The organism is Paenibacillus sp. MDMC362, assembly GCF_003269305.1.
GTDB lineage: Bacteria > Bacillota > Bacilli > Paenibacillales > Paenibacillaceae > Paenibacillus_AQ.
Map to the genome: position 1 here is coordinate 1 of NZ_QLYT01000078.1, position 20,467 is coordinate 20,467.

Consider the following 20,467-nt stretch of genomic DNA (forward strand, 5'->3'; position numbering starts at 1 on the left):
CTCTGCCTCTGCCTCTGCCTCTGCCTCTGCCTCTGCCTCTGCCTCTGCCTCTGCCTGCACAAGGGTATCGGGATCTTCCTCTACATGCAACAGTTCCTTTAAATCCAAATACAACCCGGTCAAGAATGCCTGAAGCCGGGAACGGAACGCCTCCCAGCTCTCCCCATTCGGCGGCGTAACTTCTGCGGGGTTATCAATCCAGCGCCGATAAGAGATATCCGATTTCAAATCCTCGTAGGTTTTCCCTTCCCAATCTCCGAAATCGAGCTCGCGCAGCCGCGGATCATACACCACTCCCGGTATAATCCTGCCCAAAACTTCATCATCAGGAATAGCAGCCATTTTGGAGTCCGATAGGATAACATGCAGCGTCTGTCTGCATCGAAGGAGATCACTGCAATAGATTCGGACAAAGTGTCTGGTAAAAAACCTATCCCGCAGCGGGAGAAGCTGTTCCCCTCCTTCAACCAGAATTCCCTGATCCTCATGGCCGAGATAACGGCGCTCCTCGTTCCACATCGTGCGGCCGTGACGGACCAGATGCAAAGTGATCCTCATATCCATAGGCTTCCTCCAGCGGCGGCAACAAGTCCAAGCACCAGGGTACCCAGTAACGCAAACAATACCGATACGCCCAGCAGCAGACGGTTTGTCACCCGAATATGCTCCGCTTCAAGCGGGCGTTCGGGATCCCCCATATAAGCCCGGAACGAGATCACGCCTTGATAGGAATTCTCGCCTCCCAGACGAACCCCCAGCGCACCGGCAACGGCCGATTCCGGGAAGCCGCTGTTCGGACTGGGGTGCTTTTGCGCATCCCTTCTGACCATTTTGATCGCTTTTTTCCATTGCAGCGACAACATGGCAGCCACTACGGTCAACAGTCCTGCCGTCAGACGTGCCGGTATCCAATTGGCGATATCGTCCAGCCTTGCGGATGCCCAGCCGATATGCTGGTATTTGTCGTTTTTATATCCGACCATGGAGTCGAGCGTATTCACGGCCCGGTAGGCCATCGCCAGCGGCGCTCCCCCGATCAAGGAAAAAAGCAACGGAGCGATGACCGCATCCACGATATTCTCCGCAACCGTCTCCACCGTTCCCCGCACGATCTCCGGCTCATCCAGATGGCCGGTGTCTCTTCCGACAACCATGCTGAGCGCGCGCCTGGCCTCGGCGATATGGCCGGAGCGAAGATGGCCGTAGACCTCCAATCCGGCTTCACGCAGCCCTTTGATGGCAATCGTAGTCGCAATAAGCACGATCTCTACTCCCCACGCCAGCCAAGGATGAATCGCCCCGCACAGCTCCAGCAGCAGCCATGCCAGCACGAAGGAGCCGCCGGCCACGATCACCGGCAGCAGAATGCCCGCCCGCTTCAGGCTCTGAGCGGTAGTCGCCCGTTGGCGTATCCAGCCTTCAACCCGGCGGATGGCTTTCCCCATGCCGATGACAGGATGGGGAAGCCATCTCGGATCTCCGATCAACAGGTCCAGCACGACCGCTGCCCAAATGACCCACACGACGGTCATATCTGGTCCTCTCTTTCGGTGATAATGCTTTCCGTAACACTCTCGTAGACAAGACGGCCGATCATGCCGCCCAGATCGGTTGCGGTTCCGGCATAATGGTGGTTCACGCCATACGCTGCATTGCCGCTGACCCCAAGGACCATCGCGTCGGTCGTCGTACCGGTCGCAACGCCTCCGGTCTCATGATCCTTCACGCCCAGATCGTGCAGCGCAGCGGCTTTCGCTTCCGTTGCCGTCAGCATCGCGTTCACCATGCAAGACGGCGTCATCATCCCGTCCACCATCAGCATGATATTAATCGTGCCGGGCTGGTAAGCCGCAAAGGTGGTGCGGCTCGACCCGGCGCGGGCTGCATTGCCAACGCCGGCGGTAGCGCAGCACAGGATGGAACACTGTTCACTCCGCTCTTCCCGGATGGAGGCATACTTCAGTTTCACCGCTGTCATCAATCCAGCCGCGGAATCAGCAGGATAACCGTGAACAGCCATAAAGTTAACCATATCGTTCACAGGGTCGCTGCAATCGTAGTGCTTGTCCACATAACGGTTCACGATATGATCCAAATGCAGAAATCCGCCGCCGTATATGGCGCTGCTTATAGACGCAGCCGGCTCCGGAAGCGAGATCCGGATATGCGGATGCTGCAGCTCCGATTCCAGAGACACCGCCGCTCCTGGCCATGCATTCGAACGATATAGGTAATTCTTTCCTTTCAGAAAAGGTACTGCCATGTTTTTTCTCTCCCTGCTCCTTAAATATCTGAACCAACTGTACCTGTAGCATTCTTTATATGGATCTGCTGCTAGGCATCCCTATGTCACGCCAGCAGAAGGATTTCCAAGGACCTCCGCGGTTATGGCCAGCAGCCTGTCATTAGCTCCGGCATCCTTAACGGCTAGCCGGATATGACGCTCACCAAGGCCCGGGTACATGGCACAGCTGCGGACAAGCACGCCGCTTCTGCCCATCTCCGACTGAAACCTCTCGGCACTCCATGGCCGCGGAAGCTCCATGAGTAGAAAATTGGCCTCCCCCGGCGTAACGTCATTCCCCAACGCCCGAAAGCCGCGAATCAGCTTCTCTCGCTCTGCGCGAATCAATTGCAGCGTATCCAGTTCATATTCCCTGCCGCTGCCAAGACAAGCCTCTCCAGCAAGCAGCGCCAGTCCATTGACGCTCCACGTCACCTGTTTGCCTGCCATTTTGCGTATCACGTCGGGATGCGCGACCGTATATCCGAGCCGCAGGCCCGGAATCGCATAAAACTTGGTCATCGATCTGACAATCACGGTTCGGGGATAGTCATGAAGCTCTGGCATCAGACTCTGTCTGTCTTCATGCGGAATGAAATCGATGAAGGCTTCATCCAGCACCAGCCAGGTCCCTTCTTGCTCAGCGCATACCGCTATTTCACGGATATCCTCCAGGCTGTATTGAACCCCGTTCGGATTGTTGGGCTGGCCCAAAAACACGAGATCCGTGCAAGTCAACAGCTCCATCACATCCGCCTTGTCTGCTCGCCAATCCCTCTCCGGATGTCCGCACACGGAGCGGATGTCCGAACCAAATTTTAAGGACAATTCCCGATATTCGGAAAAACACGGGTCAACTACGCCCACAATCCCTGGCGTAAGTCCCATCAACAATAGCGCCATGCACTCTGCCGCCCCGTTGCCGACAAGGATTCGTCTGGTATCGGTGCCTAACTCAGCTGCGAGCCGCTCCTTGAACCTGCGATGTCCCGGATCCGGATAACGAATGACCGCGCTCATTCCCTCCTGTAAGGCCGTGATAACTCCTGGCGGCGGTCCGAGCGGGTTAATATTGGCGCTGTAATCCAGGAAAGCCGAGGCCTGCCTTCCGAATGCTGCAGCCGCCGTTTCCACGTCCCCTCCGTGGCCGTACACCTCGATCAAGGGTTGTTTTTTGTCGTTCATAAGGGCTCCTCCTGTTCCAAGTCCTGGCTCTTGCAAGCCCTGCCGTTATGTAATGCCATCATTATGTCGCTACCGTCCCTGCCTCGTCAACATGGAATGCTTTGTCTCTGCCTTAAAATTGGTTTACAATAGTCTGGAAGCACCACAATTTGATTTGTGACGACGGAGGATACTATGCTATTTATCGATAATCAGGGGATCCACGATCCTTCCATTAACCTAGCGATTGAAGAATATGCCTTGAAGCACTTGTCCATGGACGAGAGCTACCTTCTCTTTTATATCAACAAGCCTTCCATTATTATCGGAAAGCATCAGAATACGATCGAAGAGATCAACCAGGAATACGTCCGTGACAACAACATTCAGGTTGTGCGCCGACTGTCCGGGGGCGGAGCCGTATACCATGATCTCGGCAACCTGAATTTCAGCTTCATCACGAAGGATGACGGACAGTCCTTTCACAACTTCCTGAAGTTCACGCAGCCTGTCATCGACTTCCTGCAAAAGATGGGCGTGCCCGCCGAGCTCAGCGGCCGGAATGACCTGCAGGTCGGCGAGAAGAAAATTTCGGGGAACGCGCAGTTCTCGACGCGGGGACGCATGTTCAGCCACGGCACACTCATGTTCGACCTGAACCTGGATGATGTCCAAGCCTCGCTGAATGCCAATCCGGAAAAATTTAAATCGAAGAGCACCAAATCCGTCCGCAGCCGCGTGGCGAACATTAAGGAGCTGCTTGGTACGGATATGACGATTGAACAGTTCCGCGCGGAGCTGCTTCGCTCGATTTTCGGTATGGAGCCGGATCAAGTACCGCAATATGTCCTTCAAGAGAAGGACTGGGAGATGATCAACCAGATCTCGAAGGAACGCTACCAGAACTGGGATTGGAACTATGGGCTATCCCCTGAAAGCAATGTGAAGCATGCCAAGAAGTTCCCGGTGGGCATTATCGATATCCGGATGGACATCCGTGAAGGACATATCGGAGAGATCAAGATTTACGGCGACTTCTTCGGTGTCGGCGATGTCGCGGATATCGAGAACCTGCTCCGCGGCAAACGATATGAAGAAACAGCGGTGCGCACCGCGCTATCCGGCATCGACGTCAAATTTTACTTCGGCAACCTGGAGTTCGACGATCTGATCGGCTTGATTTTTCTTGAGGAATAGGCCGGCTCGTATTAAATAAGCCTCCCGCCCGTATGCTGCATGCACAAGGGCGGGAGGCTTTTTCATTTTAAACAGGTGTACCTCGGATCAGGAGGAGGCCATAAACACATACCAAACGAGGACCAGCGTTAACACAATGCAGGCATTCTCTACCGTGCGTCCCCATTTGCTTCCGGTGCTCATGATTTTCAGTTTAATTCTCCATTTGAAAGGAGGAAGCGGGCGGATTCCGCGATTGGTCAATGCATCTGCAAGCAAATGAATGGAGTAGGATAAACCGCCGGCAAACCATAGGCTTTCTCCGTCGATCTTACCCTGCGACGCGAAATACAGCAGGCCCGTCCATCCGGCAGCGGCATAGACGGTATGGGTTAGCCCTCGGTGGGTCACCAAGGAGCCTGCAATAAGCACGCTGCCTGCGATCGTGTTCCATGGGCTGAAGCCCTGCCCGAAGGATATCAGTCCGAGACCGATCAGGAACATGACGATATGGCGCAGGGTCCGGCTTGGCAGGTACGAAACCACCCCGATCAGTCCGGCCAGGGCGATGTTCCAAGGGGCATACTCCTTGCCGTAGAAGACAACAAAGATGGCTGCGCCGATCATGGCCAGCTGAAGGATTCGCAGCAACCCGGAAGGAATCGCCTTACGCACCAGCAGAGAGTTGGGCTCGTCAATGTCGGGAAGCAGTGCGCTAACCAAAGCCACTGCGGCAGCCGGCAATGTGACAGGCACTCCGCTCATGCCCATGACGGATAACGTGACCCCTGTGCTAATAATCAAATGAGCTCTGCCCATCATGATGACAATCTTCCTTTCTAAGCTCAATGCTGAATATGGGATCGATGGATCGCTTGCCGACCTTCACGTCCGATAGCCCAGGGTTATGAGAATGTACGTTCGGTTCATTAGTATAGCAAAATCATCCTCTTTTTGTCTACCCCTTCCACTTGGGTTAGGCCTAAAAATGGTTGTCCGATTCTCTGATATGGGATACAATTTGATCACTTGCCCAAGGTTACGACCGTGGACGAATGTACGGGAATCTCATCAGGAGTTTCACACCTTCAAGAAAGGATGACTACCGAGTGAATCGCTCACGAATTGCCGATCTCAGCCTGCTTCTGGTGGCCATGATGTGGGGATCTACGTTCCTCATCATTCAGCATGCGGTCCGCGTGCTCCCGCCGATGGCTTTCAATTCAGTCCGCTTTCTGGGAGCGGCCCTGCTCCTTACATGGATCATCACCCTCTTTTACCGGAGCCAGTGGAAGCTAATATCCGGCAAAATGCTGCTGCATGCTTGCCTGCTGGGTCTTTTTTTATTTATAGGGTATGCCTTTCAAACCGCCGGCCTTCTGTACACCACCACGTCCAATACAGGCTTTATTACCGGCTTGTCCGTCGTGCTGGTCCCTTTCATATCCTATGCCCTGCTAAAACACTCCATCTCCAAATTCACCTGGATCAGCGCCTTGCTTGCGGTGGCGGGGTTGTATCTGCTTACCTTCACTGGAGCCGGCATGAGCCTGAATAAAGGGGATGTGCTGGTGCTCGTTTGCGCTATCGGTTTTGCGCTCCATATCGGTTACACGGGCGTTTATGCCGGGAGATACCCTGCTTTGCTGCTGGCGGCGCTACAGATGGCTGTCGTGGGAATATTTAGCTTAGCGGCATCTGCCCTAACCGAGCATGTCGGCAATGTGACCGACCTGATGGAGAAGCTGACCCAGCCGAACGTGCTGTGGGCGCTGGCTGTATCCATCGGACCTACCAGCGCATTCGCCTTCTGGATCCAAACCGTCTGTCAAAAATATACGACGCCGTCCAGGGTGGCCATCATCTATGCAACGGAGCCGGTATTCGCCGCGCTGACCGGAATCCTGTTCGCGGGAGAGCGGCTTACGCTCATCGGCGGCATCGGTTGTCTATGCATTTTGGCAGGAATGATGATTGCGGAATTGAAGTCTGCCCCACAAAAGGTACAATAGAGTTAAAGACAGAGACAGAAACAAAAGGAGAGATACCCATGACAACTTACAAATTAATGGCCATCGACATTGACGACACCTTGATCAATGACGACAAGGAAGTAACCCCCGGCGTCCAGCAGGCGCTTGAGCAAGCCGTAGCCCACGGTGTCGTTGTGACACTGGCAACCGGGCGTGCCTATGCGTCCGCTCAAGCTATTGCGCGTCAAACCGGACTCAACGTTCCCATCATCACCTACCAGGGTGCCTTGATTAAAAATCTGCTCGACGAGAAGGTTCTCTATGAACGCTTCGTACCCGTCGATGCAGCCGTGAAGCTGTATGAATACTGCGTAGAGCACAATCTCCATCTGCAAACCTACATCGATGACAAGCTGTATGCCCGTGAAGAGAATCAGAAGCTGATCGATTACTGCGCCCTGAACCGGACGCCGTATTACATCGAGCCTGATTTTATGAAAATGGTTCAGAAACCGACCCCGAAAATGCTCATCATTGACGATCCGGACTATCTGGATGAACTCATCCCTGTATTCCGTGAGCTGCTGGGCGATGACATGCACATTACCAAATCCAAACCGCATTTTCTGGAGTTTATGCATAAGGAAGGCACGAAGGGACATGCTCTCACCTTCCTTGCCGATCATTTCGGCTGCGATCTCAAGGAAACCATCGCTGTCGGCGATTCCTGGAACGATCACGAGATGCTGGAAGCCGCCGGTCTTGGCGTCGCCATGGGCAATGCGATCGAGCCGCTTAAGGCAATTGCCGATTACGTTACGCTCGGGAATAACGAAGACGGCGTGAAACATGTCATTGATAAATTCGTGCTCAACCAAGGTTAATATCCGGAACAAATAAATCTGCGCAATTAAGCCTCCATGATATCCATGGGGGCTTGTTCACGTCCATAAAAAACGCAGCCAGCGCGTTCGCTAACAGGTCACCATGGACGGCGCAAAGCCTTCGCGGGGCTTGTCCGTCATTCCCGATCCGGGTTAAACGTTAGAATCGGCTTCAGAAGCGCCGCATCGTTGAACTCCAGCAGGCCAACCTCCATGCACAGCTCCATCAATTTATGAATGCCGTTGTATTGCTGCAGATTCCGTTGATGGATGACGGACAACGCTTCGCGAACCATTTTTTGGGCCTGTTCAATGCTCTGATGCTCCACGGCCTGAATAATCTCCTTGATACTCTCCAAGTAATATACGGTCCGCCTGAGCGAGCGGATCAGCAAAATCTGCCTGACTTGCGACGGGGTATACAGCCGATATCCATTCTCGGGGTTTCGATCCGGGGTGATCAAGCCTTCCTTCTCCCAGTGACGGATGGCGGACGACTCCACGTTGGTCAGTTCGGCGACCTCGCCGATTGTCATATGGGGTTTGAGCTTTTTATCCTTGATGATGTTAAGTTCGGGATTCTCGAGCAAGGCAAGCGTTTCGTCCGCAATGTTTTTTTCCTGCAGCAGTTTGACCTGCTCCCCATTCACGAGCCAGAGGGCTTCATCCATCTCCCTCTTCTGAATGTGGCGAATCACATCATAAGTAACCGCGTAACCAAAGCCCGGAAACATGGCGCGCAGACAACGGAAGTAGGCCATATGCATTTGCGTGTATAAACGGTAGCCGTTCTCGTTCCGGGCAGGAGGGGGTACCACTCCCCAAGATTCATAATGCCTTAAAGCACTTGTGCTGATTTGCAGCTCTTTGGCGATATCTTTCGGCTTGTAGTAATGCACGCCGTTCCCTCCCCAATCACGATTGAGAACCTACTTTACCAGAATCGCAGGACATTGGCAAACCTTAAATTAAAACATTAAATTGCTTTGAGAAGGTTCAATGGATGACATCCACGGCTTGGTTAGATCCGCTACAAGACATCTTCTCACTTGCATCAATGTTGTATATTGAGTGGTGTAGAGGCAAGATGAACTTATTATTAACAGGGAGGCTGATAATGATGAACGTGCGCATAACCGAGGAGTTTCCACAAAATCTAGAATACATGAATCTAAGAGTAGGTGCTGGGCTGCCTGAGGTTGAGATTTATGCCATCGCGACGGCGCTAAACCGCAGCGTGCTGTCCCTTCTGGCCAGAGACGACAATGACCGGCTGATCGGGATGGGAAGGGTCGTAGGCGATGGCGCTTTCTATTTTCAACTGGTGGACATTATGGTTGCGGCCTCCCACCTTGATCAAGGGGTTGAAGAGATGATCGTGTCCGAGCTGCTCTCCCGGCTGGAAAAAATAGCGCCAAGCGGAGCCGAGGTCACCGTCATCACCGATGTGCCCGGAATCAAGCTGTACCAACATGCGGGCTTCAAGCTGCTGTATCCTGATCGATACGGCATGGCCAGGTCGTTGTAAGAGAGCGGGGCCTTCAAACCTGTGTATGGCATCTCACTGGGCTGCGAATTGTTTCCGCTGCATCTCGCTTTCTTTCATTATTCAAATAGTCCTCGATTTGTTGATAAATCAATATTTTCCGTTATGTTATAGCCGGGCCATTTGGTACATCGGACGAAAGTTAGTTTCCAGAATCCAGAATTGTTCGGACGCTTAATTTGTAAGCTTTACGGAGTCGATCCGACATTGGGGAATGGAAGGTCAGCAGAAATAACCGGTGACTCATGAAACGGCTGTTCCGGATTGTTTCTATTGTGGTATAATCAATATATAGGAAGCGTAAAATAATAAAAGCCACGATGCTCGATACATCGTGACTTTTAACAAAGGCCAGTGGGCAACCCATGGCGAGAGATTCATACGAAATGAAAAACCACCGGTTAGGGAGCCAACCTATCGCCGGTGGTTTTTCTTGTCTTTACGTGTTTTCTTCTGTTTTCCGCTACCATGCAAAGTCTTCAGGCCAGCAAAAATACCAACCACTTTTAGTAGCACATCCAGAATCTTCACCAAAAGATCAAGTGACACAGCGTCACCCCCTTTCGGGTAGCTTCGCCGTGTCAACATCCCACCGGTTACTTTGTCTTCTCTATTATACCTTAATCAGGGTATTTATCTTTCTAGTTCTTGCACTGGGTTAGTTTTTGGGAGTTGAACTACATTGGACTTATCGCGGACCTTTGGCTCGTCTCGTTTCATAGAACTCTGCGGCTACTTCTATAACTACATCCATACCAGGAATGATTTCTCTTTAATAACTTCCTGGATACGTTCTCTGTTCAAGTGATCGATCTCGCGGATAATGTTATTAGCTGTCTTTTGGATCTCTCCCGGTGCCTATCTAGCCAAGTTCACATCTTTAGCCCAGGTTGCATTGTAATCGGCGCTGTATGCATCCGTATCGAGTCCATCATATTTTTTTCACTTGCTTAGACTCACGGTCATCCCCGCCCTCGCCACGCGGACTCCCTCCGGAAGAGGCAGCTCCTTCCGAACGTCGACGTCATGAGACATATGGGTATACACCGTTTGGCGAGGCCTCACCTCGGCGAGCAGCTCTGCCGCTTCCTTCATGTCATAGACGGAGCGAGTCTCGAATTTGGCGGTTTCATGAACAAAGCTGGTTCCGAGGACCAGCAAATCCACGCCATTCAGCGGCTCCTTTTCTGCAGGGCTCAGATTAATCGAGTCGGAATTGTATACCCAGACGTACCCGTCCCTCTGAAACCGATATGCATAAGAATATCCGTTCTGTCCATGATTTACCTTCCAGCAGGAAATATCCCAGCCGCCCAGTGAAAAGCCATCATCGACTGGCGTCATCTCCATCTGTCGCGGAAGCCATGGATACTGGCGGACAATTTGCTCCAGCACCTCGGCAGGGGCGTATAGCCGTCCCTTTTCCCTCTGCCATCTGCAGGCATCGCTCCATTCCGGAAGGCCGCCGATATGATCAAAGTGGGCGTGCGTAATCAGCATATCACTTATCTTCCGCTTTCCCAGCCCCTCCATCATAGAGCGCCAATCCGGACCGCAGTCGATCATGAAGGCCGTTTCATCACACTCTACCATCACGGAAGAGCGCAAGCGCCGATTATTCCCCGTATTCCGAGCTTCCGTGCATACCTCACAATCGCAATATACCCGCGGAACGCCCATGGCATCTCCCGTTCCCAAAAAAGTCAATGTATCCCCGCTCACATGACATCCCCCATCTGTGTTTATAGATTTGTTCTTGTTTACGTAAACTTTATCCCTATATTGTATAAGCGCACGAAGAAAAAACAAAGACCGCCCGGATCATCCCGAACGGTCTTTCGTCATTTCGTCTTAAACGGTATCATAGCAATTCATTAAGCAAATGAGGGCTTGTTATCATCAACAGCTCCGCTGATGACCTTGACGTATTTCTTATCTACACCTTCCACAGAAGGACCAATATATACACTGTTCTTGCTTGGACGTCTAACCGAGCGCTTCCGGGATTTCAGCGTACTCATCATCGGTACGGGTCCCCGAACCACCCAGCTGCTGCCATTGGCGGACCCCTGCGGATGACCTGACGTTCTCTTCTTCTCATTCCTGCTCACGACGAATCCCCTCCAACTAAATGCCTGATGGTACGAAGCAGCTCACGATTCTGTTCTACAACCTCCGCGAGATCTTCATCCGTAAGAATCTCATGTCCCGTAAAATGCACGGACAATACATGATTTACACCTAAAGGATAGCAGAACACATACACCTGCGCAACTTCCTCTTCGTGATAAAATGCCCATTTTCCACTATTATAGACATCTATCACGTAAATCGACTGGTTACTTGGCGAATGTTCCTTACTCCCATCGAACGGGAAATACCGTCCTCTACCTACATTACCCCCAATTTGGGCAATGCCTTCATCTCTTCGGCCCCAGAAGGCGGCGCCGGTCACCCTAAAATCCCCTGCAGCCGGCGGGAGCAAGGAATTTCGGACAGCTTCACTCAGTGCATGATATTTTTCCGCTTCATCACTCACATGCACATTTCGGTTATATTCCCAGAAAAAATGCAGCACGCTTTGCTTGCGCCTCAGCTCCGCATCCTTCTGTTCAATCACGGTGCTCGGGTTGTTGTAGAACCCTTCGGTTTCGATCGCGCTCAGTATATGCCCGCAAGCGACATCGACGGCTGATTTGTAATCGTCATCGCTTCGCAGTTCATATTCGAGCAGCGTTAAGCCCTGCAGGTCGGAGAGTAGATGGTAATCCTTAACGATCACGTCTTGAACGGAACTGCTGTCTGCCTCCACCTGATCCGGGATGATGCAGTACACTCTTCGCCGCCCGAGCCTTCCCCAATACAGCCCCATCTCGAACAGCGTGTTGTCGCGGGTAACAAATACATGTTTGCCTCGAATGAGTGCCACATCATCCGGAGAAAAGACGAACACACCAAAATCACTGGACGCCAGCTGCTTCTCCAAAGCTTCCATCGTATACAGGTTCGCCCCGAACGTTCCGCCGTACCAAGGTGTCACTTGGGCGGACCGTTTGAGCTGTTCGTGGATCGCCCTTGCATACTTGATGGCCTCTCTGGAAGAACCTATGAATAAATTCGGCTTCGGTATGGTCATAGGCACATCCTATTCTCCCTTTGTTATACATTTTAGTCTTATTCGACCATTATAACAAAGTTGCCTATTTTTGGGTGAAAATTATGGCAGGCGCATGTTGGTATAGTATATGCTAAGGTTTCAAAACAGACCCCATAAATAACCATGTGCCGGTGTCCCGATCTTCAATGGCAAAGAAAAAAGGGCGGTCAACATTCATGACGATCGGCTGGGAGGTCAGAGCAGCAGTTGTCTCGATCCCGACTGCTGTAATTGCAGCAGCCTCTGTTCCCTTTTCGCTGACATCCACCACCGTTTTGTGTTTTACCTTGTCAATCCAAAATTTCTCTCCATCGGCTGCCATGGCGCTAAAATCAGCTGCATCGCTGTCGAATGCCTGAATCATCCCCAAACTTTGAAGCGCATCCGGGAGCTCGAAGGTCTGTTCCACCTTAAATTTGGGGAGCCCAAGCTGGATGGTCTCATGCGGGTAATCGCCTTTCCAGACGGACGCATCCTTCCACAACTGCTGCTGCAGCTCATCCATGGATGAGGATTCCTTCGGCAGGATAACCAGCATATGCATGCGGCCATCTCCATAAGGGATGCGGATCGCCTGCCAGGACTCCCCTTCTTTGTAACTGTATCGTCCTTCCCGCTTCATCATCGGAATTTTTTGAGTGGTGCCGTCAGAAAGCGTGAATTCTTCATCCACGGTATTCGCCGGATCAAATTCATCCATCCACCCGCCGTTAAAATAAATGGCATTGATCAGGACCGCAACGCCGCCCGGAGGTTTATCATATATCGAAGGAATCATGCCGCTCGTCTTGTCGTTCACCCACCGATTTATGGCATCCATCGCATCGGCATTCAACAAGTCGGCCTCCTTAATTTCAGCACGATAGCTATCCTTAACGGCCTGCAAATACGTCTTCTTCATCTCAAGGCCTGGCTGGTGCCAAACGGAATTGGCCACATTCAGCACGACGCCTCCCCCGTTCTCCAGCAATGATTGCAGCTGGCGGTTCCCATCGTTGATATCAGCCACATTCATGCCCTTCCAACCAAGTACGCCGGACATCTCGGCGGCCGTACCGCCCGCTGTCCCGTTATAGGCCAGTGCCAAAGCTTGCGTAACGCTATACGGAGAAATAATCAGATTATCACTTTTGTACTCCGGGTTATTCGATAACGCCTGATGCAATCGTAAACCAAAATCATTCTGCGCTTCCACCATGCCGGTATTAATCTTGGTCAATACCGCTTTACGTTCCTCAGCCGACAATTCCTTCACGTTGGGCAGCTTATCCACCATGGCTTGCGGTTCCACTGACTGGATATCGCTGCCCTGAGCGCAAGCGGTAAGCCCCATAAGTAAACATAGGCCCGAGAGTACCATCCTTTTTCGCATAACCTTGTCCCCCTTCAATCTCAAATTCCTTGTCTATCTGCTATTGACGGAATAATGTCACCTAATGTTTCATATAAAGGATCATTTATCCAAATTTAGTTGGCAACCAACTTGTTCACCGTTACAATGTAGAGAACCCGGACCGTACTTAAGCATGTACAGAATACAGAGCGAAAGGAATTTCAACATATGCAAAAAATTCGCCTTGAAGGCAGCAAAGTGACGCTAAGATCCAGGAAACCCGAGGATACCCCGGTTTTATATAATCTGATCTATGGCACGAAGAATCCGGAATGGAAAAAATACGACGCTCCTTATTTCCCGCTCAAGCAGATTTCCTACGAAATATTTGAAACGCAGTGGAACGCCGACTTCGAAACCGATCAATTTCCGAGTGATTTGCTCATCGAAGCAGAGGGAAAGACGATTGGCATCGTCACGTTCTATTGGGAGCATGAAGCCTCACGCTGGCTGGAAGCGGGCATCCTGATTTACGATCCGAGCCATTGGAGCGGCGGATACGGCACGGAAGCGCTGTCGCTATGGGTGGAATGCCTGTTTCAAAATCTCACCATCGCTCGTGTCGGCATCACCACCTGGTCCGGCAATCCGAGAATGATGCGCTGCGCGGAGAAGGTTGGCATGCAGCTCGAAGGCCGTATGCGAAAGTGCAGATATTACGAGGGCGTCTACTACGATTCCATTCGCATGGGCATTCTGCGCGAAGAATGGGATGCGCGGAAAATGAGCGTGTAGGACAAGATTGTACGGCACCATCCGTTTACATGGAAAACTTCCAGTACATGAGGCGTTATTCAGATCATTGCTTAATGTTCTATATATACAAATAAGAGCCGGCCAGGAGATCCTGGACGGCTCGCTTTTTCTCATTTTTGAACGACGGGCCATGTACGAAACGCAGCTCAGCACGCGACTGGCCCTCATGAACCCTCAATCGCTCCCGTTTGCCGCGAGCATCATAGACCGGCCAGCACCTGATACCAGACTCCGCGCTTGGAATACAGCGTCTCGCGCACCTGATCCCATCCACCCAGATACTCGATATCGAATAACCCCGGCGGGTTGGAAAACTGATCCTTCGTCTGTTCAAAGACCGATTCTTCAACAGGACGGAACCCGTACTTCACGAATATGCTCTGTGCCTCCGGCGTGCGCAAGTACTCTACGAAAGCTGTTGATACATCCAGCGTACCGTGTTTTTCAGCGAAACGCTCGACAACTGCAGCCGGATTCTCGATCAGCATCGTGTGCTGCGGCACAACGATATCATATTGGACGCCTTGAGCAATCCGGGCGAGCAGCTCGTTCTCATACGTTACGATCACGTCGCCTACCCCGTATTCAAAAGCCGCCATGGAAGCCCGCCCGCTTTTATCGAGCGATTCCACATTGCGGTGAACCGCTTCAAGGAAAGCTTTCGCTTCGGCAGGATCACGCTTTCCGTTCTCTTCCGATTGTTTCAGCCCCGCGCCGTAGATCGCGTTAATGTCCCACTGGGCGCCGCCCGAGGTCTTCGGATTCGGATACAGCACCTTGACGTCCGATCGGGTCAGATCGTCAAAATCCCGTATTCCTTTCGGATTTCCCTCGCGCGTGCCGAGAACGACAATCGATCGTGTCACCATGCCGTTATGCGGCTGAGATTTCCATTCCGGGTCCACAAGCCCTTCCCGAGCCAGCTTGTCGACATCCCCTTCCATGGCAAGCAGCGTTACGTCGGCCTCAAATCCGCCCGTGATGGCACGAGCTTGTGTTCCGGAAGCCTCGTAGGATTCCTGAAACCGAATGGTTTCTCCCGTCTGCTCCTTCCACTGCGCTTGAAAAGCAGGGATGATCTCGGACAGGGCATCTCTGGCCACGCTGTACGCGCCCAGAACGATCGTTCTCTCTCCCGCTCGGGATATCACTTCTTCGCGATCCGGCGGATCACTGGCGCATCCTGCCATAAAAAAACTGAAGAGAAGCGCCATGCCAACCAGCAGGAATGAGGTGCGTTTCATATTTAAGATCCGCATGAATGAATCCACTTCCCTTCGGATATTTAGAACTATCAGATCATAATTGGCATCGGGTCGACCTTCAGTCGATTCTCCTCGATCCAGCTGTGCTCTTCATTAAAGAGATAAGCCCGGTGAACGAGGACCCGGACCTCTTGACCCGGATACAGCGTTTCCTTCTCCAGTGAACGATAAGTGATCAGCTTATGTCCCTTAACCTCCACCTCCACCAGCCATTCGCTGCCGCGGAAATGCAGATGACGGACGATCCCCGTCTCCGTAGCCGACAACACGTTGAAATCATGCTTGCTTCCAATCTCGATATATTCCGGACGAATCAGCGCACGCGTCGCATTCTTGTTAGCGGCTGCCTCAAATCCCTTCAGCTCCGCAGCGCTCGAAATCACGGTGGATTCGCCTATGAATGAAGCGACAAACGGCGTCTTCGGCTCCTTGTAAATATCCCAAGGCGTTCCCTTCTGCTCCACTCGCCCTTGATTAATAATCATAATTTCGTCCGCGACTTCAATTGCCTCATCCTGGTCATGCGTAACAAAAATCGACGTAATGCCGACCCGCTCGATCAGCTCACGAAGCCAGGAGCGCAGCTCCTGGCGGATCTTCGCATCGATGGCAGCGAACGGTTCATCCAATAAGAGCAGCTGCGGTTCGGGTGCCAGCGCTCTGGCAAAGGCTACTCGCTGACGCTGTCCGCCCGATAACTGGTGCGGATAACGGCTCTCGAAGCCTTTTAAGCCGGTCAGCTCCACCAGTTCCATAACCCGATCCTTGATTATGGCCTTGGGAGTCTTCTTCACCTTCAAACCGAAAGCGATGTTATCAAACACGGTCATATGCTTAAACAAGGCATAGTTCTGGAACACAAAGCCGATGCCGCGCTCCTGCGGCGGCAGATCATTGACCACTTGGCCATGAAAGGAGATGTGCCCGGAGTCCGGATTCTCAAGACCGGCCAGCATGCGCAGGATGGAGGTTTTGCCGCCTCCGCTGGGCCCCAGAAGTCCAATCAGATGTCCCTTCTCAATTTCGAAGCTGACATCCTTGACCGCATGAAACGTACCAAAATGCTTGTTCAGATCGCGAACCTCCACATGCATATCAATGCACATCCTTTCTTTTTTTGGCCCATTCCATCAGCAGCAAGAGTCCTACCGAGAAGGCAGCCAATACCAATGCGACGCCGTTCGCCGCAGCCACGTTAAAATTCTCCACATCCTGATATACTAACGTTGTCGCCGTCTGAGTTTTATTCATGATATTACCGGATACCACCAGCACCGCTCCAAACTCGCCCAATGAACGGGCTACCGTGAGTACCAGACCATATACGACAGCCCACCGGATCGAAGGCCATGTTACCTTTCGAAACGTTGTCCATTCGTAAGCCCCCAGCGTCGATGCCGCCTGTTCCTGATCATTTCCAATTTCCTGCAATACAGGCATGACCTCACGAACCATGAGCGGAAACGTGACGAACAGTGTGGCGATTACCATGCCCGGGAAAGCATATACCACTTTAAACCCGATCCCTTCAAAAAAACCGCCGATGATGCTGTCGGGTCCGAGCAGCAGTACAATCATTAAACCGCCAATGACCGGCGATACCGCATAGGGCAGATCGACAATGCTGTTCAGAATGCCCTTGATCTTTCGGCTCAGCCAATTCGCCCGTACCAGGTACAACGCCATCATGATGCCAAACAACGCATTGAGGAGCGTAACGAATACCACTATAAGCCCCGTCATCATCAGGGCATGCAAGGCTTCCGGCCTGAACAAACCTTCGACAAACCCGCTTAGCCCTTTATCAAACGCACCGATCGCAATTCGGGACAGGGGGATAATCAGCAGAATAATAAATACGGCGTACGTAAGTCCGATCCACAGACGTCTCAAACTCGTCTCCCCCTCTGCTGTACGGCATTGATCACCCAGAGGATGATAAAAGAGAGGGTAAGGAGCAGAATAGATACCGCAGCTGCTCCGGCAGGATTATCGCTCTCGACCTCGCCAAAGATAAAAACCGAGGCAATAAGTGTTCTTCCCGGAATGTTGCCAGCCACCAAGACAACGGCCCCGAATTCGGCTAATGCCCTTGAGAATGCCAGCATTCCTCCGCTGATAATCCCGGGCAGCATCGACGGCAGGATGACTTTAAAAAAGGTTCTCGCCCTGGAAGCTCCCATCGTATATGCCGCTTCTTCTTCGAGCGGGTCGAGCTCCTCCAGCAGCGGCTGAACCGCACGGATGACAAACGGAAACGTAACAAACATCATCGCTATCACAATCGCGGGCTGGTGGAATACAATTTCAAAACCCAATTTCTCTGCCAAACCACCGAGAAAGCTCCCGGGGCCCAGCAGCAGCAATATCATCAGACCGCCAACGGCTGTCGGCAGCGCAAAGGGCAGGTCGACCAGACTGTTCAGCAGCGTCCTTCCCGGAAACTTATATCGTATAAGCACCCATGCAATCATCGTTCCGATAAGCACGTTAATGAAAGTAGAGATGACGCCCAGCTTGACGGTAAGCAGCACAGCCTTCCACGCGATCGGATCCATAATGCTCTCCGTAAAATGACTCCATCCTGCAGAAAATGATTGCACATATACCCCAAAGATCGGCAGTACGATCAAGGCAAGAAAATAAAGCAGTACGGTACTTCGAAACCCCCAAGTCCAACCTTTATGACGAATCCATGTTGTCATCTCGTATCCCTCCCGCCTCCGGATGGCATTCCGGTCGACACTTTCACAAACCATCTTTATATTTCCTATTTGTATACTTGGTTTTCTTTACACATACTTTACCAAAAGCGGAATCCCATCGTCAATCCATCTTTTGCACTTTATCGGGTAAAATAAAAGAAATGGTAAGAAAAACGTCTGTCGACGTACTTTCTCAGCAGACAGACCGCATTTAGCGGAAGTTTTTCTTGCGAGATAAGGATGCTAAGCCTCGGATGTTTATACTATCTTATCTTTTGAAAAATGAGGAGGTAACCACATGCTGTATACCGGTGAATTGGATACGCAAAGTCGAGATGAAATGAGGGATATTACAAGGGAGATCCACTCCTATGTAAAACAAAGCGGGGTCCAGCAGGGAACGGCCCTGATCTATTGTCCGCATACGACGGCGGGGATTGCCATCAATGAGAATGCGGATCCCGATGTGAAACGGGACGTCCTGATGTCGTTCGATGAGGTCTATCCTTGGAATCATCCCAAGTATCGCCATGCGGAGGGCAACACCGCTTCCCACCTCAAATCGATCACCTGCGGCCCTTCCCAGACCGTGATCATTCAGAACGGGCACCTGCTCCTCGGACGTTGGCAGGGCATTTATTTCTGCGAATTCGACGGACCGAGGCAGCGCCAATATCATGTGAAGATCATGGAAGGATGATCCCTCAAATAAGATGTTATGTTGACGCCGGCGTATGTATAACAACACAAAAAGCAGACAGGCACATGCTAGGGGGCGTGGACCTGTCTGTGTTTTATTCATTAGGTGATTGACGTTTCAACGCTAGATCGTTGTAACGGATTGAAGCATCAAGCTGCACGTTTTGACCGTATTTAAACATCAGACCCTGCTGTACAGACTCCGGCATAACACTTTGATATGGGTAAGAGCGGCAGGTTTAATCTCATCAAAACCAATTCTGTCCTGAATATAATACGATATAAATCCATGCAGCGACAAAAACAAAGTCAACGGAACGGTTCGCCGTTCTTCCTCACTGTAATTTTCCTCAAGCAAATACTGGCGGACCAGCATAGCAAACATTTCAAAACAGCGTCCCTGCTCAGAGCGACAGTAGGACAGCAGCTCTTCGTCTCGAATCATGAACATGATTTCGTACTGGTAAGGATTATCCAGACCGAAACGAACGAATTCCAGCATCAGCTGCTCCAGCTTCGATACCCCGTCACAGGGAGGCTTTCCCGAGACTTCCAACAGCAAATCACTTAGATCATTAAAGTCCTTCATGACAATGGCGTAGAAAAGCTCCGCCTTTTCCTTAAAATGATAATACAAGGAACCGTGGCTATAACCCAGATGCTGCCCGATGCTTCGCATCGATATGGCCCTGTACCCCTTGGTTATGAACAAATGCCTGGCTGCTTCCAGTATCCGCTCTCTCGACAACTCGCGTTCGACTGCTCTTCTTGCCATATTATTTTATTCCCCTTCAATAAAATAAAGCCGCTCTCCCTCTGTGATCAGGGACTGCCCCTGTGTCAAATCCACCATCCAAGACATAAAGCTCTCCGCATCACCATCGAGCGGCAAGCAGGTCAAGGTCACCGTGTCGGCAAAGTTTGTCTCTCCCATACGAACGCCTCGGTTACGGAGCTCGTTCTCCACCTTACCCAGCCAGGTATAATCCAGTTCCACGAAAATCTCCCGATGAAGAACCCTTGTAATCGGATCGCCTGACTCAATCGCAGCCACGGCTCCGTCGGTGTACGCCCGGATCAATCCGCCCGCACCCAGCATAATGCCGCCGAAATAACGCGTGACCACAATGGCTACATTCTTCCGCCCCTGATTGCGGATCACCTCAAGGATTGGCTTACCAGCCGTTCCGCTTGGTTCCCCGTCGTCCGATTGCTTCTGAATCTCATCCCGCTCGCCGATCATATAAGCGGAACAGTTATGGGTAGCATTCCAGTGTTTTTTCTTGATTTCTTCAATAAAAGCGACGGCTTCCTCTTCGGCTTCAACCGGCATCACATGCCCGATGAAACGCGATTTCTTGATGACGATCTCTTTGGAGCCCGCCTGACGTACCGTTTTGTAACGATCCAGCATGAAACTACAACCACCTCTATATTGCCAAGAAAGCAGTCCACGGCAATGATA

The 20,467-nt window shown here is 51.7% G+C and carries 23 protein-coding genes; 6 read left to right on the top strand and 17 right to left on the bottom strand.

The window, feature by feature from the left end:
- The 4 genes from DP091_RS28895 to DP091_RS28910 all read right to left on the bottom strand — a co-directional run.
- A partial coding sequence (locus DP091_RS28895; RefSeq protein ID WP_113061496.1) for a histidine phosphatase family protein occupies nt 1-564 on the bottom strand: 564 nt, incomplete at its 3' end.
- Nucleotides 555-1,532, bottom strand: coding sequence for an adenosylcobinamide-phosphate synthase CbiB (cbiB, locus tag DP091_RS28900; RefSeq protein WP_113061497.1), 978 nt, complete (start codon nt 1,530-1,532; stop codon nt 555-557). The genes DP091_RS28895 and cbiB, both read right to left, overlap by 10 nt.
- On the bottom strand, nt 1,529-2,263 hold the full coding sequence (locus DP091_RS28905) for an adenosylcobinamide amidohydrolase (protein ID WP_113061498.1): 735 nt from the start codon (nt 2,261-2,263) through the stop codon (nt 1,529-1,531). The genes cbiB and DP091_RS28905 overlap by 4 nt, the downstream gene beginning before the upstream one ends.
- 81 nt (nt 2,264-2,344) lie before the next feature.
- Nucleotides 2,345-3,469: a pyridoxal phosphate-dependent aminotransferase gene (locus DP091_RS28910; protein ID WP_113061499.1), complete on the bottom strand. Its 1,125-nt coding sequence runs from the start codon at nt 3,467-3,469 to the stop codon at nt 2,345-2,347.
- 174 nt (nt 3,470-3,643) lie between these two features.
- Between DP091_RS28910 and lplA the strand changes: the two genes are divergently transcribed.
- Nucleotides 3,644-4,645, top strand: coding sequence for a lipoate--protein ligase (gene lplA / locus DP091_RS28915; RefSeq protein WP_113061500.1), 1,002 nt, complete (start codon nt 3,644-3,646; stop codon nt 4,643-4,645).
- Between the two features lie 87 nt (nt 4,646-4,732).
- Here lplA and DP091_RS28920 read toward each other — a convergent pair whose 3' ends face one another.
- Nucleotides 4,733-5,446 carry a metal-dependent hydrolase gene (locus tag DP091_RS28920; RefSeq protein WP_113061501.1) on the bottom strand — a complete coding sequence of 238 codons (714 nt, stop codon included), beginning with the start codon at nt 5,444-5,446 and terminating at the stop codon, nt 4,733-4,735.
- Between the two features lie 287 nt (nt 5,447-5,733).
- Between DP091_RS28920 and DP091_RS28925 the strand changes: the two genes are divergently transcribed.
- Both DP091_RS28925 and DP091_RS28930 read left to right on the top strand, forming a co-directional pair.
- Nucleotides 5,734-6,636 carry a DMT family transporter gene (locus DP091_RS28925; RefSeq protein ID WP_113061502.1) on the top strand — a complete coding sequence of 301 codons (903 nt, stop codon included), beginning with the start codon at nt 5,734-5,736 and terminating at the stop codon, nt 6,634-6,636.
- A gap of 38 nt (nt 6,637-6,674) precedes the next feature.
- Nucleotides 6,675-7,481 carry a Cof-type HAD-IIB family hydrolase gene (locus tag DP091_RS28930; RefSeq protein ID WP_113061503.1) on the top strand — a complete coding sequence of 269 codons (807 nt, stop codon included), beginning with the start codon at nt 6,675-6,677 and terminating at the stop codon, nt 7,479-7,481.
- Between the two features lie 137 nt (nt 7,482-7,618).
- Here the strand turns inward: DP091_RS28930 and DP091_RS28935 are convergent, their stop codons facing one another.
- Nucleotides 7,619-8,380, bottom strand: coding sequence for a TioE family transcriptional regulator (locus DP091_RS28935; protein ID WP_113061504.1), 762 nt, complete (start codon nt 8,378-8,380; stop codon nt 7,619-7,621).
- Nucleotides 8,381-8,598: 218 nt separating this feature from the next.
- Between DP091_RS28935 and DP091_RS28940 the strand changes: the two genes are divergently transcribed.
- Complete coding sequence (locus DP091_RS28940) at nt 8,599-9,009, top strand: GNAT family protein (protein WP_113061505.1); 411 nt, start codon at nt 8,599-8,601, stop codon at nt 9,007-9,009.
- A 432-nt stretch (nt 9,010-9,441) separates the two neighbouring features.
- Here DP091_RS28940 and DP091_RS32180 read toward each other — a convergent pair whose 3' ends face one another.
- The 5 genes from DP091_RS32180 to DP091_RS28960 all read right to left on the bottom strand — a co-directional run bounded on the left by DP091_RS32180 (nt 9,442) and on the right by DP091_RS28960 (nt 13,556).
- Nucleotides 9,442-9,576, bottom strand: coding sequence for a hypothetical protein (locus DP091_RS32180; protein WP_258394733.1), 135 nt, complete (start codon nt 9,574-9,576; stop codon nt 9,442-9,444).
- A gap of 393 nt (nt 9,577-9,969) precedes the next feature.
- Nucleotides 9,970-10,707 (bottom strand): MBL fold metallo-hydrolase, encoded by a 738-nt coding sequence (locus DP091_RS28945; RefSeq protein ID WP_181469947.1) that lies wholly within the window; start codon nt 10,705-10,707, stop codon nt 9,970-9,972.
- Nucleotides 10,708-10,901: 194 nt separating this feature from the next.
- A complete protein-coding gene (locus DP091_RS28950; protein ID WP_113061507.1) occupies nt 10,902-11,138 on the bottom strand; it encodes a hypothetical protein in 237 nt (78 codons plus the stop codon).
- Nucleotides 11,135-12,163, bottom strand: a complete 1,029-nt coding sequence (locus DP091_RS28955) for a TIR domain-containing protein (protein ID WP_113061508.1) — start codon at nt 12,161-12,163, stop codon at nt 11,135-11,137. Before DP091_RS28955 ends, DP091_RS28950 begins: the two co-directional genes overlap by 4 nt.
- A 112-nt stretch (nt 12,164-12,275) precedes the next feature.
- Nucleotides 12,276-13,556 (bottom strand): serpin family protein, encoded by a 1,281-nt coding sequence (locus DP091_RS28960; RefSeq protein ID WP_113061509.1) that lies wholly within the window; start codon nt 13,554-13,556, stop codon nt 12,276-12,278.
- A gap of 189 nt (nt 13,557-13,745) precedes the next feature.
- Between DP091_RS28960 and DP091_RS28965 the strand changes: the two genes are divergently transcribed.
- Nucleotides 13,746-14,312 carry a GNAT family N-acetyltransferase gene (locus DP091_RS28965; protein WP_113061510.1) on the top strand — a complete coding sequence of 189 codons (567 nt, stop codon included), beginning with the start codon at nt 13,746-13,748 and terminating at the stop codon, nt 14,310-14,312.
- 221 nt (nt 14,313-14,533) lie between these two features.
- Here DP091_RS28965 and DP091_RS28970 read toward each other — a convergent pair whose 3' ends face one another.
- The 4 genes from DP091_RS28970 to cysT are packed head-to-tail and all read right to left on the bottom strand — an operon-like array spanning nt 14,534 to nt 18,303.
- Nucleotides 14,534-15,592, bottom strand: coding sequence for a sulfate ABC transporter substrate-binding protein (locus DP091_RS28970; protein WP_113061511.1), 1,059 nt, complete (start codon nt 15,590-15,592; stop codon nt 14,534-14,536).
- 35 nt (nt 15,593-15,627) lie between these two features.
- A complete protein-coding gene (locus DP091_RS28975) occupies nt 15,628-16,692 on the bottom strand; it encodes a sulfate/molybdate ABC transporter ATP-binding protein (RefSeq protein ID WP_113061512.1) in 1,065 nt (354 codons plus the stop codon).
- Between the two features lies 1 nt (nt 16,693).
- A complete protein-coding gene (locus DP091_RS28980; RefSeq protein ID WP_113061513.1) occupies nt 16,694-17,491 on the bottom strand; it encodes a sulfate ABC transporter permease subunit in 798 nt (265 codons plus the stop codon).
- Nucleotides 17,488-18,303 carry a sulfate ABC transporter permease subunit CysT gene (cysT, locus tag DP091_RS28985; RefSeq protein WP_113061514.1) on the bottom strand — a complete coding sequence of 272 codons (816 nt, stop codon included), beginning with the start codon at nt 18,301-18,303 and terminating at the stop codon, nt 17,488-17,490. Before cysT ends, DP091_RS28980 begins: the two co-directional genes overlap by 4 nt.
- 298 nt (nt 18,304-18,601) lie before the next feature.
- Between cysT and DP091_RS28990 the strand changes: the two genes are divergently transcribed.
- On the top strand, nt 18,602-19,003 hold the full coding sequence (locus DP091_RS28990; protein ID WP_113061515.1) for a secondary thiamine-phosphate synthase enzyme YjbQ: 402 nt from the start codon (nt 18,602-18,604) through the stop codon (nt 19,001-19,003).
- Nucleotides 19,004-19,183: 180 nt separating this feature from the next.
- Here the strand turns inward: DP091_RS28990 and DP091_RS28995 are convergent, their stop codons facing one another.
- Both DP091_RS28995 and DP091_RS29000 read right to left on the bottom strand, forming a co-directional pair.
- Nucleotides 19,184-19,777 carry a TetR/AcrR family transcriptional regulator gene (locus DP091_RS28995; protein ID WP_113061516.1) on the bottom strand — a complete coding sequence of 198 codons (594 nt, stop codon included), beginning with the start codon at nt 19,775-19,777 and terminating at the stop codon, nt 19,184-19,186.
- 6 nt (nt 19,778-19,783) lie between these two features.
- Nucleotides 19,784-20,416 (bottom strand): YigZ family protein, encoded by a 633-nt coding sequence (locus tag DP091_RS29000; RefSeq protein ID WP_071222614.1) that lies wholly within the window; start codon nt 20,414-20,416, stop codon nt 19,784-19,786.
- Nucleotides 20,417-20,467: the final 51 nt, after the last annotated feature.